The sequence below is a fragment of the Thalassobacter sp. genome, assembly GCF_982993085.1.
In genome coordinates, this window is sequence record NZ_CEZFMW010000016.1 from 26,585 (window position 1) to 40,406 (window position 13,822).

Annotated in this window: 12 protein-coding genes; 6 read left to right on the plus strand and 6 right to left on the minus strand. The window is 60.7% G+C overall.

Features of this window, described 5'->3' with window-relative positions; all coding sequences use genetic code 11:
- Positions 1-3 precede the first annotated feature (3 nt).
- From AC4GMC_RS04460 to AC4GMC_RS04470, 3 genes are all read left to right on the plus strand, one after another.
- On the plus strand, positions 4-1,449 hold the full coding sequence (locus AC4GMC_RS04460; RefSeq protein WP_487875820.1) for an O-antigen ligase family protein: 1,446 nt from the start codon (positions 4-6) through the stop codon (positions 1,447-1,449).
- Positions 1,450-1,452: 3 nt separating this feature from the next.
- Positions 1,453-2,232 carry a capsular polysaccharide synthesis protein gene (locus tag AC4GMC_RS04465; RefSeq protein ID WP_487875821.1) on the plus strand — a complete coding sequence of 260 codons (780 nt, stop codon included), beginning with the start codon at positions 1,453-1,455 and terminating at the stop codon, positions 2,230-2,232.
- A gap of 199 nt (positions 2,233-2,431) precedes the next feature.
- A complete protein-coding gene (locus AC4GMC_RS04470; RefSeq protein ID WP_487875822.1) occupies positions 2,432-3,055 on the plus strand; it encodes an acyltransferase in 624 nt (207 codons plus the stop codon).
- A 22-nt stretch (positions 3,056-3,077) separates the two neighbouring features.
- Here the strand turns inward: AC4GMC_RS04470 and AC4GMC_RS04475 are convergent, their stop codons facing one another.
- From AC4GMC_RS04475 to AC4GMC_RS04490, 4 genes are read right to left on the minus strand one after another with little or no spacing between them, the layout of a single operon-like run.
- Positions 3,078-4,010: a glycosyltransferase family 2 protein gene (locus AC4GMC_RS04475; RefSeq protein ID WP_487875823.1), complete on the minus strand. Its 933-nt coding sequence runs from the start codon at positions 4,008-4,010 to the stop codon at positions 3,078-3,080.
- The gene (locus tag AC4GMC_RS04480; protein ID WP_487875824.1) at positions 4,007-4,882 is read right to left on the minus strand and encodes a glycosyltransferase family 2 protein; all 876 of its coding nucleotides are present in this window, start codon (positions 4,880-4,882) and stop codon (positions 4,007-4,009) included. The genes AC4GMC_RS04475 and AC4GMC_RS04480 overlap by 4 nt, the downstream gene beginning before the upstream one ends.
- Entirely contained in the window at positions 4,879-6,117 is a 1,239-nt protein-coding gene (locus AC4GMC_RS04485; protein WP_487875825.1) for a glycosyltransferase family 4 protein, read from the minus strand. The genes AC4GMC_RS04480 and AC4GMC_RS04485 overlap by 4 nt, the downstream gene beginning before the upstream one ends.
- A complete protein-coding gene (locus AC4GMC_RS04490) occupies positions 6,114-7,385 on the minus strand; it encodes a nucleotide sugar dehydrogenase (protein WP_487875826.1) in 1,272 nt (423 codons plus the stop codon). Before AC4GMC_RS04490 ends, AC4GMC_RS04485 begins: the two co-directional genes overlap by 4 nt.
- A gap of 363 nt (positions 7,386-7,748) precedes the next feature.
- Here AC4GMC_RS04490 and AC4GMC_RS04495 point away from each other — a divergent pair, with 363 nt between their 5' ends.
- Both AC4GMC_RS04495 and AC4GMC_RS04500 read left to right on the plus strand, forming a co-directional pair.
- Positions 7,749-8,513: a sulfotransferase family 2 domain-containing protein gene (locus AC4GMC_RS04495; protein WP_487875827.1), complete on the plus strand. Its 765-nt coding sequence runs from the start codon at positions 7,749-7,751 to the stop codon at positions 8,511-8,513.
- Between the two features lie 448 nt (positions 8,514-8,961).
- Positions 8,962-9,708 (plus strand): VPLPA-CTERM sorting domain-containing protein, encoded by a 747-nt coding sequence (locus tag AC4GMC_RS04500; RefSeq protein WP_487875828.1) that lies wholly within the window; start codon positions 8,962-8,964, stop codon positions 9,706-9,708.
- A 212-nt stretch (positions 9,709-9,920) separates the two neighbouring features.
- Here the strand turns inward: AC4GMC_RS04500 and AC4GMC_RS04505 are convergent, their stop codons facing one another.
- A complete protein-coding gene (locus AC4GMC_RS04505; RefSeq protein ID WP_487875829.1) occupies positions 9,921-10,361 on the minus strand; it encodes a hypothetical protein in 441 nt (146 codons plus the stop codon).
- A gap of 484 nt (positions 10,362-10,845) precedes the next feature.
- Complete coding sequence (locus AC4GMC_RS04510; RefSeq protein ID WP_487878871.1) at positions 10,846-11,760, minus strand: replication initiator protein A; 915 nt, start codon at positions 11,758-11,760, stop codon at positions 10,846-10,848.
- Positions 11,761-12,271: 511 nt separating this feature from the next.
- Between AC4GMC_RS04510 and AC4GMC_RS04515 the strand changes: the two genes are divergently transcribed.
- Complete coding sequence (locus AC4GMC_RS04515) at positions 12,272-13,651, plus strand: AAA family ATPase (RefSeq protein WP_487877816.1); 1,380 nt, start codon at positions 12,272-12,274, stop codon at positions 13,649-13,651.
- Positions 13,652-13,822 lie beyond the last annotated feature (171 nt).

The window sequence follows — 13,822 nt, forward strand, 5'->3', positions numbered from 1 at the left end:
GGCGTGAGACCCACAGGTTTCTCTCAGGCGGTGACCCCGCCCTGCGTTCTGGCCAACGCCCCGCTGCCGTGGATGGCCAAAATCGCCATCATCGCGATGATCATTCCTGCCAGTTTCAGTATCGGGCCTTTGGCGCTCTCTCCCTCGCGGCTGATGTTTTTGGTGCTGGTTCCGTTTCTCACGATTAACCTTCTACGCGGCAAATATGGCAAAGTTCTGCCCGTCGACGTTTTGGTGTTTCTCAATATTCTCTGGCTGACGATTTCGATTTTCGTCAACAACCCGGCGGAGGCTGTGCAGTTCACGGGGTCCACTGCGGTGGTGGTGCTCGGGGGGTATCTGACCGCCCGCGCCTCTATCCAAACAGCCGAGCATTTCGCGTCTTTGTGCCGTTTCTTGGGCTATGTCGTCCTGCTGAGCCTGCCATTTGCGCTGTTTGAAGCCCTGACCAAACAGATGATTATCATGCAATTGGTCGACCGGTTGCCCGGGATGAATGTCTTTCCTCGGGCCACCCATGAACAGCGCATTCCGGGGCTGTACCGGGCGCAATTCACCTTTGTGCACCCGATCCACTACGGCTTTTTCTGCGCACTGGTGTTTGCGATGGTGCTGAGCGGGTTGAAGGGCGCGATTTCCTCGGGCGAGCGGTGGATTTTGGGTGGCGCGGCGGCGTTTTGCAGCTTTTTGTCGTTGTCGAGTGCGGCTGTTCTGACGATCGCGGTGCAGTTTGCCCTGATCTTGTGGGCCCGCGCGACGGTGAACGTGAAAAACCGCTGGACCATCCTGATCACCGGGCTGACGGTGATGTATATCATCCTCGACATCGCCTCGAACCGGCCCGCGCTGATTGCGGTGATTTCACGGCTGTCGTTCAACCAAGCCACAGTGCAAATCCGCCAGCGGTTGTTTGAGTTCGGCACCGAGCAGATCGGCAAAACCCCATGGCTGGGCGTGGGATACAACGACTGGGGCCTGCCCCCTTGGATGAGCGGCAGCATCGACAACTTTTGGCTATTGCAGGCGTTGATCTATGGGATGCCCGCTCTGCTTGCGCTGGCGGCGGCGTTTATTGGCGGCACGTTTCTGGTCGCCCGTCGCCCGCTACAGCCCAACAGCCCGATGCGCGATTTGCGGCTGGGGTGGGTGTTTATGATGGTCGGGATGAACCTGACGCTGGCCACTGTGGCCCTGTTTTCGGTCATGTATTCGATGGCGTTTTTCATCTTTGCCAGCGGGCTTTGGATCATCGCGCAAAAACAGATTGAGCCCGAGGAAAACGCCCCGCAGGAAGCCCCCGCCCCCACGGGCACGCTGTATTCCCGCTTTGCGCCCAAGGCCCGCGGCACCGGGGCCAAGATCACGCCTCGCGATCCCGCCCCCACCACGCCCCGGCCCGCCACACGCTATGCCCGCGTGCTCAACCCAACTTCGCGCAAGCAGGGCTAGGGAATGGTTGACCTGTTCATTCGCGCCCGTGCTCTCGTGAACCGGCTGTTGCGGCGATACGGGATGCAAATCAGCCATCCGCCCCAGCCCCTACCGCGCAAGCTGTGGCTGTTTTGGGCACAGGGAGAAGCATCCGCCCCCCAAATCGTGCAAACCTGCATTGCCTCATGGCGCGCACATCATCCCAATTGGGACGTCACCGTCATCACCGCCGAGACTTTGCCCGATTATCTGGCGGATATCTCGTTTGGTCCGGATGTGTCATGGGCGCATAAATCAGACCTGCTGCGCCTACGCCTGTTGCAACAACACGGCGGCGTCTGGGTTGATGCGACCTGTTATTGCGCACGACCCTTGGATGAGTGGTTGCCCCCCCTGATGCAGGCCGGGTTTTTCGCGTTTCATCGCCCCGTCGCAGGGCGGATCATGGGCAATTGGTTTATTGCGGCGGCCCCCAGCAACCCTATCATCGCCCATATGACGGACCTCGTGACCGCGTATTGGCGCCGTCATGACCAGGCCATCAACTACTTCTTTTTTCACTACATGATGGAGTGGAGCATCCTGACAAACCGCCAGTTTCGCGCCACATGGCGGCTCATGCCAAAACTCAGCGCGGATGGCCCCCACACCGTCTACGCCGCCGGGCGCGCGGGACAAACGCACATCCCCGCAGAAGTGCTGGCCACCCTGCCCCTGCATAAACTCAGCTGGAAAGAAGACCTCCCCCCGCCGCTATTGGCGCAAATCACGGGCGGCACCAATCCGCCGAAAACCCCCTAATGTGCGCCTGTTTCATGCCAACCGCTCTTGCCCCTAGCTTGCCTGCTCAGACCCGCGCCGCTACGCTGAGCCATCGCCAAAGACGCGGCCATCACGGGGCCACAGGGCCGTCACACGGGGGCCATACCACTGCAATAGTGAAAGAGTGGCCCCCCTTACAGGGCGCCACACCGGCCCGATCAGAACGAAAGCACGCGCCATGAAAGACACCGTTGCCTCCAAAGTTGACGCGTCCGCGCAGCAGGCTGTGCACAAACAAGACCGTTCTCGGGTGGGGCGGTTTCTGCGGTTGATCGGGGCGGCGGTGGACCCACGGGCCTGGGCGCATCTGATCAAGATCGTGAACTACTACAATTACACCCATGTCGCCCCCCGCCGCGCCGCACATCTGGGGCATGATGTGCGCCTAAGCCCCACGGTCAGCCTGTCAAACCCCAGCAACGTGCACATTGGGGATCGGGCGCGGATCGGGGCGGGCTGTAATCTTTGGGGTGGGCCAAGCTCAGGACGCATCGTGATCGGGACGGACGCCCTGTTTGGGCCCAACGTGATGATCACGGCCGCAAGCTATCGCATCCATGACGGCAGCCCCGTAACCAAACAGCCGATGAAAGAGGCGGATGTGATTTTGGGCCATGACGTTTGGGTGGGCTATGGCGCAGTCATTTTGGCAGGTACTACAGTTGGGGATGGCGCGATTATCGGGGCCAACGCCGTGGTGCGCGGAAACGTCCCCCCAAATGCCATCATAAGCGGAAATCCCGCCACGCAAACGGGCACTCGCAATCCCGATCGTCCGGGCGCCCCCAAATCAGACCTCTAGACCACCCACGCCAAGCCGCAGGTTAGTACCCCGCCAACCAATCGTGGCGCGCGGCCCAGATGGCGGCCCATTTTGCCGCCCCCTCTCGCTTGCCCAGCCACCCCAAAGGGCGGCTTGCCCCATACCGCAGCGCGCCCCACAGCCACATCAAAAACAGCCCCCATGGGACCAACGCGCGGGGCCAATGGTCCCGGATCAGGGTGGCGCGGGCCTTGGCCACCATCACGACCTTGCGCGCCAGTTTGCCAGAGGACGCGCCCACAATATGCATGATCTGCGCGTCGGGGGTGATTGCAGGGCGGTAGCCCAGTTTGGCGGCACGCAGGCACAGGTCAGCCTCTTCGCCGTACATAAAGTACTTCAGGTCAAACCCCCCAAGGGTCTGCCACAAATCTGTGGGGATCATCAGAAAACATCCCACCACGATGTCCACCTGCCGCACGCTGTCGCGCGGCCAGCCGCCGATGCCTTCGGGGTTGAACACGGCTGAGTTGGGAAAAGCACTGCGCAACCCGGTGGCCGCACACAGGGCCGACCACGGCGTGATCTTGTTCCAGCACGATGCGATGTTCAGGGTGCCATCGGGAAATACCGTACGCCCGCCCGTGATGCCCGCCTGCGGATGGGCCTTGGCAAAGGCCATCAGGTTGTCCACCGCGCCTGCGTGGACTTCGGTATCGGGGTTGAGCAGCAAAATCCACGGGGTGGTGGCGGCCTCGGCCACGACGTTGTTGGCCTTGGCAAAGCCAAGGTTTTCCGCGCTTGCGATCAAATCGACTTGGGGAAAGGCCGCTGCAATCGCCTGCGCCGAGCCATCCTCGCTTGCGTTGTCATAGACCACGCAGCGAAAGGCCGTGTCGCGGGTCGTGGCATAAAGCGTCTCAAGGCATTTGAGGGTCAGGGCGCGGGTATTGTAGCTGACGATGATGATGGTCAATTCGGGGGGCTGGCTCATATCGTGCGCCCCATCGCCTGGGCGAGCATCCAAACCCCCCGCCGCACCCGCAGGCGCATCAACGTGGCAATGCCTGCCAAACGCTCGCCCCCGCTGAGCCCGTCAAAACGCACAATACGCGCGGCATGCACCACCGCCGACAGCGGCATGGCCAGCGCGCGCAGAGCCCATGTGATCCGCGCTTTGGGGCGGCTGCCGCCCAGCCCATACATTTCTTGGGTCAACCGGCGCCATTTCTTGGCCAGTGCGGGCCAGTCCTGCCGCGAAGGGTGGGCCACCACCAGCGCATCGTCGTACCGCAGGCTTGCCCCCGCCGCGACCGCGCGGCGGCACCAATCCACGTCCTCAGACAGACCCGTCACAAACGGCCCCGCCGCCAGATAAACCGCACGCGTCGTCACAAGGTTCGCAGTGACCGAGAACCCTTTGTGCGCGATGTAGTCGGATTGCTTGAAGGCAAAGACCTCCTCAAACACTTCCGCACCGGTGCGCGGCGGCGGGGTTTCGTGAAACACATCAATCCGCCCCCCGATGACCGCATCCTGGGCCTGCACCGCGCAGGCCCGCGCCAGCCAACCGGGACCGGGGACGCAATCCGCATCTAGAAAAATCAGCCCCGGCGCAGTGGTCACCTCAACCCCCTTATTGCGGGCAGGTCCTGCGCCCTTTTCGGGCTGGGTGACAAACCGCACGCTGGGAAACTGTGCCGCCACCGGCCCCATATCCATGGGCGAAGCATTGTCGGCCACCACCACCTCAACCCCGCCGCATACCTGCGGCAGCAGCGCATTCAGACACCGCCCCAACCGGTCGGTGTCGTTGTAATGCGGGATGATGACCGCATGGGTCAGGGGGGCCACAGCCCCGGTCATTTTTCCATCACGCGGGTGTAGGCCGCGATCAGGGTGTCCACCTGATGATCCCAGCTGAGTTCCGTTTCGACCCTATCCCGCCCATATCTCCCCATCTGAGCGGATTTTTCCGGGTCATCAATCAGCGACAGGATCTTGGCCGCCATATCCGAGGTGTCGTTTGAGGCCGCATAAAGCGAAGCCTCTTGCGCCGAATACCGCCCCTCGGTCACGTCAAACTGCACAATGGGTTTTTCAAACGCCATGTATTCGAGAATTTTGTTCATGGTGGATTTGTCGTTCATTGGGTTCACCCGGTCCGGGTTCACGCAGACATCCGCGTTCGACAGCACATCAAACAGCACATCATCAGGCGCGCGGCCGGTGAATGTGACATGCTCCGACAGACCCAAATCTTGGGCCATCGCCTGCAAATCCGCCAAAGCGGGTCCGCCCCCCACCAGAACGAACTGCACATCGCGCCCCTGATCGATGATGATCTCGCGCGCGGCCTCTAACAGCAGGTCCAACCCTTCTTGGTCGCCCATTACACCCACATAACCCACCATATGCGCGCGCCCCTTGTGCCATTCCCGCGAGGGGGGCATTTTCTTGAGCCGCGTCAGATCGGGGCCCGAGCGGACCACAAACACATCCTCAGACACCTTTGAGCCACGGGTCAGCGCGATCTCGCGGTAGCTTTGGTTGGTCGAAATCACCACATCAGCTGCGCGAAAATTCAGCCGCTCAAACAGCACCATCAGCTTCCAGAAAAAGCCGCGCTTGTTGAACTTGGCCTCATACAGTTCGGGGTTGATGTCGTGGTGGTCGAAAATATAGCGCTTACCAAACAGCTTGAACGGCCACGCGATCAGAAAAATCAGATCCGGCGGGTTACAGCCTTGGATCGTGTCAAACCCGTGCTTGCGCGCAATTTTCAACGCCAGCCGCATTTCGTGCCACAGGGCCGCGCCGTATTCGAGCAAATAGCCAGAGGCCCCCTTGGCATCAAGCGGCAGGGAATGGCGATAGATATGGACGCCGTCGATTTCCTCATATGCTGCCTCATAGCCCTTGCCCGTGGGGCAGATCACCGCGACCTGCGCGCCGGCGGCCGTCAGCGTGCGGCATTCGTGCCAGACCCGGCGGTCAAACGGCAGGGGCAGGTTTTCGACGATGATCAGGACCTTGCGCCCCGCAAGGGGCTGGGCAGTGCGGGCGGCGTTCATGCGTGGGGTGGCAAAACTCTCGCTCATGACAGGCTCCCCAGATCAAGGGTGTCCACACCATCAGGCAGGGTCAGCTGTTTGGCGGTGGCGTTGTTGACCAAAATGCGGGCGTATCCCCCGGCCTCGGCCTGCGCGCGGCTGACCAACAGCCGCTCAAGGCTGGGCAACTGGCTGTACGCATACCCAAGGTTGGCCCCCACCAGCATGTCGGCCTCAATCGCGGGGTCATACACATCCAGCGCGATCCCTGCGCCCAACAGTTTGCGCGCCAAATCCACGTTGGGGCTTTCGCGCAGATCATCGGTGCCCGCCTTGAACGCCAAGCCCACCATCAACACCCGCGCGCCCGGCTCCAGACCGGCGGCGGCGTATTCAAACAGCCGGTGTTTATGTGCCTCATTGGATCGCAACAGACTGTCGACCAGATGCAGGTTCGCCCCCACATCCGCCCCAATATGCTGCAACGCGCGCACGTCCTTGGGCAGGCACGACCCCCCAAAGGCCCCACCGGGGCGGGTATAATAGGGCGAAATGTTCAACTTGGTGTCCGAGACGAAAATCTCATGGGCGGTTTTCGCCGACACCCCCAAGGCCAGACAGGTGCGCCCGATTTCATTGGCAAAGGCCACTTTGACCGCGTGCCATGTGTTGTCGATGAACTTGGTGATCTCTGCCTCGCGGAAGCCCACGTTGAACACCTGCGCCTCGATCCCTGCGTTCAACTGATCCATCGCCGCATTGGGCTGGCCATCATGAGTGCCGATCACGATCTTGGGGGGGTGGAAGTAATCCAGCACCGCCGATCCTTCGCGCAGGAACTCGGGGTTATAGACCACCTGCGCCTGTGACGGCACATCATCCAGCACCGAGGCCAGCACCGGCAACACCAGTTCATCCACCGTGCCCGGCCGGAACGTAGAGCGGTAGGCAATCGCCAAGGGCGCCCCAGTCCGCGGGCGTTTGGCCAAGGCTTGGGCAATCTGGCGGGTTACATCCGCCACATACCCCATGTTGTGTGATCCATCCGCCGCCGACGGCGTGCCGACACAGACAATCCCCAAATCCGCGCCCTCTAGCGCGTCGCCAATTTCGGTGCGCGCCTCAATCAGCCCCTGCGCCAAACCGGTTTGCAGCATCTCGGCGACCTGCGGCTCGATGATGGGGGTTTTGCCGGCGTTGATGGCATCCACTTTGCGCTTGGACACATCCACCCCGATGACAGTGTGCCCTTGGCTGGCGATACAACAGGCCGCCGTAAATCCAACGTACCCGAGGCCAAAAATTACAATCTTCATACTTTAAACGCGCCCTCAATATCGGTTTTTAAAATTCTTTGACATGGAAACCATGCACTTTGGGGCGTGCCTTGTCAGGATTAGCCCCTTCAATACTGCAAAAAACGTACCATCTGAGCCAGAATAAGGGCAGGTTAGAGGCGTTATAAAGGCGTGTTTCTGCGTCGCGGCGGAACACATCGCCAGTCGGCGGGATATGGCCCACCCCTATGCGTGGGGTTTGCGCCGCAGTTGCGCAAAACCGGTGCCCGGCGGCTGGACCTGTGGCCCCATCGTTTCTAATAAAAACAAAGGCCTCCTGATTTGGGGGCAAAAAGTAATTTTAGAATTGGCTCCCAAGCCGCCCTTACGAAAGACGTTCTTATGCCCCTGATGCGTGCAGGCTCTCAATTGCTCTATTATGCCCATGTGCCCAAATGCGCGGGCTCGGCGTTGGAACATTACTTGGCCGCGCGCTTTGGATCTTTGGCCTTTGTGGACACCGCCTACCTCAGCCACAGCCACCCGTGGACCCAGACCTCGCCCCAACATATGGATCGCCACGCGTTGGCCCAGCTGTTTCCCGCAGGGTTCATCGACGCCAGCTTTGCCGTGGTGCGCCACCCCACCGCGCGCATCATCAGCGCATGGCATTTCCAGCTAGAGCAGGAAAAGACGGTCCCCCAAGGCATGACGTTTTCGGATTGGCTGACGGATTTGCCGCTGCAATGGGCCCAAACCCCCTACGCCTATGACAACCACACCCGCCCCATGAGCGAGATCGTCCCCGCCGATGCGGCCGTGTTTTACCTTGAACACGGGCTAGAGGCGATCATCCCGTGGCTCAACATGGTTGTGGGTGACACAAATGGCCCCACCGAAATCACCCAAGTCAACGCCCGCCGCAAGAAGGCCAAAACCCCCGCCAAAACCAGCCCCAGCGCCGGGGATCTCGCGCTAATCGGAGAGATATTCGCACAAGATTTTGAGCGATTTGGCTACCGGCTTGAGGATGAGGCAGCCCCCCAAGCCAACGGCCACCCCTGTCCCATCCCTGGCCTGCCCACAGGCGGCGCGCAATCTGCCCCAAGCCCCAGCCTCGGCGCCCGAGCGGCACAGTTGATCGGCAAAATCCGCAACAGGTTGTAGCCGGGGCGTTCCATCCCCGCCAAGCGCCCTGCGCGGCATTGGATATGGCGCCCCCCCCCCCCACAAAAAACCTGGGCTGGACACCAGAAACCAGCTTTGCAGACCTCGTCACCGAGATGGCCGCCGCGGATTTGGCTGAAGCCCGCGCAGAAATGCGATAAGGGGCATATTCAGAGGTTTCCGGCCTCGGTCCTTGCGCCATGACACGGCGGGAACGGGGCCAACATCTCAAACCTTAGCCCCAAAGAGCCCCATACCCCGGATACGACCCTCAATCTAAATCCGTTGTGGCGTCTTTTTCCGGCGTCTCATCGCTCACTTTTTGGCGCGCTCATTTGGGCGTCTTGACAAGTTTGTGCGGGGGCCTGTTGATTTATAGCTCTGTTTCTAAACCAAAATTATCGCGTGCCTCCGGGCCCTCCAATTTGTGTCACAAGAGAGATATGTCATGCGCCCAACTGTCTTTTTGCACCGTACCTTTGTTGCCAGCCTGCTTGCTGGCGCGCTCGCTCTGCCTGCGCAGGCCGTCCCCCTCACCCCGGGCAGCAGCCTTGATCTGACGGATTATGATCTGTTCGGCGTGGCAGCCGGTGATCCCGATTGGTTCGGGACCGAGCTAAGCACAGTCACCCAACGCGCGCGTGAAACGCGGGACGGCTTTGTCGATGGCGTCGGCGTCGTGCCGGACTTGTATGATGTATCCGCCGGGATCACCTCGACTGTGTCGCGCACGGCCAGCGGGCGGTTGGTGTTCGACATCGCCCCCTTCGCCAGTGACGCAAGCTTGGCAGGCGGCTTCAATAATGGGGCACAGCTGTTCCGGATGAGCGGGTTTGCGGGCTATGCCATCGACTTTGCCTGGAGCGATCCCAAAACGCCGATGCATCTGCTGGCCCCCGGGATTTCGCTGTCCGCCGACGGCGATGAAATCACGATCGACATGCTGGCCCCCGATATCGCTTCGGCCACCCCCAAGTATGAAAGGTTTCTCTTTGCGGTGGATGCGACGGATTTCCGCCTCACCGGAGAGGGCGAGGTCGATATCGTCATCGACAGTTTCGGGACCACCTCTCGCGCGCTCACCGGGTTTCCGATGCCCGCTGTCATCCCCCTGCCCGCCTCGGGGCTGGCGTTGATCCTTGGTCTCATGACGCTTGGCGCAATGCGGCGGCGCCCGGTAGCCCCCGTGGCCTAGCGCAAACACCCCAAAAAACACTGACACCCCGGCGACGTTAGGTCGTCCGGGGTGTCAGGCCACACACACCTCGTGTGGGTTCCGTTTATTCAAAGGAGTTGGGGAGAATGAGACGGACGGAACCCAAAGGGAGAGAGGGAGGAGAGAGGTGGAATGTGTGGATCGGGGCGCACCCAAATATGCGCGCACCCCGAGAGCTTAGAGATTTTGTCTTAGTTCACACTGTCGTCCGATGCGCGGTCAGCGATGATCCCGGCCAGCTCAGCCACTGTGTAGCCACCAGCATCGACACCCAAGGACGCTGCCAATTGCACGTGGCCACCGGTCACGCCGCGGGTTGAAGCGCGGGCTTCGTCAACGCTTTTGATCGGAAAGTCGATGTCGTCGTCGCTGGCGTTGTTGGCGATGACTTGGGCCAGTTCGAACACCGAAGGTCCGCCTTGAACACCGCGGGTCGAGAACGATGTCTCACCGGCGTTGCCAACTTTGAAGCTGACGCCATCATCGGAGGCTTTGTTCGCTTTGATCTGCGCCAGCTCAGAGAGCGTGTACTGGCCGGCGTCAACGCCGAGGGAGGCTGCCAGTTGGTCGTTTGCGAAAGCAGGAGCAGTGAATGCGAGTGCGAGAGCGGCGGAAGCGATAAGAGTTTTCATTGTGTTAGTCCTTTGTGTGTGTGCCCGGCGATGCGCCGTTTTGGCATTTGAGAGTGTGTTGCCCGGTGTGGGCGGTTTGTGTGAGGCGGTGTGTTTGCCGCCGTTCGATGAGTTAGATATACGGCTGTGAAATGCGCTCATCAATGCACGGAAGCGTGAGAATGACGTATATAAGGTGCGCTTATGCACATACCTTTATTGTCTCCGCACCGCCCTCACGCCGGCGCGATCAACCCTCCAGATCGCGTGAGCAAACTGCCGATTTTGTAACATTTGGGTGCCGCTGCCGGGGGCACTGTCCCAAACACCCCACATCAAAAAAGCCGCCCCCCCTAGGGAAGCGGCCTGCACACGAGAATAAGCCCCCCCACCAAACCGGAGGCCGCCACCACGTGGATTTTTCGTGCATGTATATAGTGGGCGGACAGGACGGGGCGCGATGCAGGATCACAGAGCCCCATCAGGCGCCCGGCTCAAAGGGGGGCTAGGCCTCGCCCTTGCCCTTCACAAACCCAAGGAACGCCGCCTCAGCGGAGCGCAACCGCGGCCGGCCCGAGGCATGCCAATAGCCGCGCCACTCCGCCTCTAGGGCATAGACATCCCAACCGGGGGCCAAGGCGCGGGCCTTTTCCAGCGTCGCAGGCGACAGGCTCGGCCCGCCCTGCCCCGCGACCTCGCGCTCGATCATCCGCGCCCGCGATGAAAAGCGGATTTTGTCGCCCTCGATCTCTTCGATGTGGTAATCGGGCAGCGGGTCGGCGGCGATCATCTCACGGACCATGGCGCGAAACACCCGCCGGGGCGACGCCGAGCCCGACTTTTTCAGAAGCACATCCACCGAAATCACCCAAGCCTCTTGGCGCCCGCAATGTTTGCGCGCGATCTCATAGAGCCGCCGCTCCAGCGGCTTGCGCAGGGAAAAATACTCACGGCTCAGCGTCAGTACCGATTTTGACAGCACCGCCTCATACAGCCACTCCGACAGCGTCACCGCCACCGATACCATCCGCCCCCCCCGCGAGGCGCGCACAATTTCCCACCGCTCAATCAGGCCAAAGCCACTGGTGATCTCGCGGCCGCCGACTTCGATATTGGTGGTGATCCGAGTGCCGGCCAGCCGCTCAAACGCGTCGCGCAGCCGCCGGTAGGCATCGCCCGAGGTTTCGCGCCCCGTGGCCACCAACAGATCGTGAGCCCGCAGATGCAGCGTGCGCGCCGTGGCCCGCCCCGCATTAACCGCCGCCATCAGTTGGCTGATGCAAAAGATCAAGATGTCCTTGTCATGGATCGTCGCCAATCCGCGCACACTGGGGGTGACGGTGATTTCGGTATCATTATGCACATAGCTCAGGATCCGGCGGTCTGGCCGCGTGCTGAGCGAAAAGAGGGGATGCTCCATCGATGCGAGGTCATCCTTGGGGATGGCGCTCAAGACATCACATACGAAGAAGCCTCCGCCGGAAGCGGGGGTTAGGGTCGTCACTGTCTGGCTCACTGCTCGGCCTCCTCCCCGATCCTAAGGATCAAGGGGCGACTCATTATCGTGGTTTTAGTGACACCCACCCTAGAGTTATCCACAACACCTGTGAACCCCGACCCGCCCCCTGCGCGTAAATCTATCGGGGGATCAGAGTCGCCTGTGCGTGGTTTCAGAGTCGCTTTAACGTGGGTTCAGAGTCACCCCCCCAAAAAAAGCTCAACAAGAATAATCCTTTGCACACCAGATTTAGAGGCGTAACACATAGATAACACAAATCTAACAGACACTCTTTAGCCACACACCCAGACCCACTGTTGGAATTTGCTAAGAAAATCAGAGAAAAACATCGCCACTTGCTGTCTTTTCTTCCATGTGCCGTGTTTTTGCGTATACTGGGCAAAACACAATACATCGGCAGGACCCAAGGAGTATGTCACGCATGTTACCTCCTTATTTCAATATCGACCCAGATGCGGCCTTGGCCGAATTGGACGCCCCCGTAGGCAGCGCAGGGTTTGCCAATATCGCCGGGGCCTGTGCCCAAGGTCGCAATGATCTGGCCTCTCGCGGGTTGAACGCAGAGGGGCAAAAAACCCTCCGCCTGTTCTCCACATGGGAGATTACCCGCTATCTAATCCCCGTGGCCCAAGCCCACTTTCGCCGTGTCCTCAAATCCCATCCCGATCTGCCCCAAGGCACATCTGAAACCGAAGGCGGCGCCAAGTGGTTCACCCTTGATGAGGTCCTGCGCCTGCGCGCGCATTTCGCCCAAGAGGGATCAAAGGCCAAAGAATACCTGCCCTACCGTCCCGCAGGATTGCCTGCCAAAATGGTGGCCGTCGCGAATTTTAAGGGCGGGGTTGGCAAAACTTCAACGGCGGCGCATTTGGCGATGTCCGCCGCCCTTGATGGCTACAAGGTCCTGGTGATTGACCTCGATAGCCAAGGCTCCATGACATCGATCTTTGGCGGCAAAGTTGAGGACGAATGGCAGACCGTGTTTCCGTTGTTGGCGCGCCACTACGCAGAACACCTGCAATCCGACAACCAGCGCCGCGTAGACCGGGGCGAGGCGCCCGTCCCCATGGACGACACCCTGACCGAAGCCTTGGGTGTCGGCACGCGCGATCTGATCCAATCCACCCATTGGCCCAATATCGACCTGATCGGGGCGCAGCTGAACCTGTATTGGGCTGAGTTCCAGATCCCCGTCTGGCGGATGGCCGGGCGCGGGTGGAAGTTGTGGGATGCCCTGACCGACCGGCTTGAGGCCGACGGTGTGCTGGACACCTATGACCTGATCTTCATCGACACCCCCCCTGCCCTTGGCTACCTCACGATCAATGGGTTGGCTGCGGCGGATATCCTGTTGGTGCCCCTTGGTGCGTCTTTCCTTGAGTTCGACAGCACGGGGCGGTTTTTCGACATGCTCCATTCCACCTTTGCCTCCATCGAAGAGGGCGAAAACATCGCCGCCCGCGCCCTTGGCCGGCCTGAGATGGCGTTTGAGTGGGATGCTGTGCGCGCCGTTTTGACCCGCCACGACGAAAGCCAGCAGGCGGAACTGGCCGCATTGATGCAGGCCTATCTTGGTAAAACACTTTCGCCGCACCGTCAGGGGTTCACAGCCCTGATCGGTCAAGCGGGTGAACAGGTGTCAGGCATCTACGAGGCCGATTACCGCGACTTTAACCGTGAAACCTATGCCCGTGGCCGCGAAACCTTTGATGCGACCTACGCCGCCTTCAAAAAGCTTCTGCTGGGGGTGTGGCGCCGCGATGAACTGGCCATGCAGCAGGCTGCGGAATGAGCACGATCGCCGCCTTCGACCTGCCTCAGCCAGCGCACCCGTCAAAATAGACCCTAACCAAGGCATTCTGAGGCGGAAGAAACCCCTAGGCGCAGTCTTTGCTCCCCGCTAGGCTTCGCCCCCGATCCAGGAGGACACCCAAATGGCCAAACGCAAACGTCTCAGCCCCGC

What these genes read in the sequence shown, in the direction of transcription:
- AC4GMC_RS04515 (WP_487877816.1), top strand. Translation starts at nt 12,272, where the DNA reads ATGTCACGCATGTTACCTCCTTATTTCAATATCGACCCAGATGCGGCC.
- AC4GMC_RS04465 (WP_487875821.1), top strand. Translation starts at nt 1,453, where the DNA reads ATGGTTGACCTGTTCATTCGCGCCCGTGCTCTCGTGAACCGGCTGTTG.
- AC4GMC_RS04500 (WP_487875828.1), top strand. Translation starts at nt 8,962, where the DNA reads ATGCGCCCAACTGTCTTTTTGCACCGTACCTTTGTTGCCAGCCTGCTT.
- AC4GMC_RS04490 (WP_487875826.1), bottom strand. Translation starts at nt 7,385, where the DNA reads ATGAAGATTGTAATTTTTGGCCTCGGGTACGTTGGATTTACGGCGGCC.
- AC4GMC_RS04510 (WP_487878871.1), bottom strand. Translation starts at nt 11,760, where the DNA reads ATGGAGCATCCCCTCTTTTCGCTCAGCACGCGGCCAGACCGCCGGATC.
- AC4GMC_RS04480 (WP_487875824.1), bottom strand. Translation starts at nt 4,882, where the DNA reads ATGACCGGGGCTGTGGCCCCCCTGACCCATGCGGTCATCATCCCGCAT.
- AC4GMC_RS04505 (WP_487875829.1), bottom strand. Translation starts at nt 10,361, where the DNA reads ATGAAAACTCTTATCGCTTCCGCCGCTCTCGCACTCGCATTCACTGCT.
- AC4GMC_RS04485 (WP_487875825.1), bottom strand. Translation starts at nt 6,117, where the DNA reads ATGAGCGAGAGTTTTGCCACCCCACGCATGAACGCCGCCCGCACTGCC.
- AC4GMC_RS04495 (WP_487875827.1), top strand. Translation starts at nt 7,749, where the DNA reads ATGCCCCTGATGCGTGCAGGCTCTCAATTGCTCTATTATGCCCATGTG.
- AC4GMC_RS04475 (WP_487875823.1), bottom strand. Translation starts at nt 4,010, where the DNA reads ATGAGCCAGCCCCCCGAATTGACCATCATCATCGTCAGCTACAATACC.
- AC4GMC_RS04470 (WP_487875822.1), top strand. Translation starts at nt 2,432, where the DNA reads ATGAAAGACACCGTTGCCTCCAAAGTTGACGCGTCCGCGCAGCAGGCT.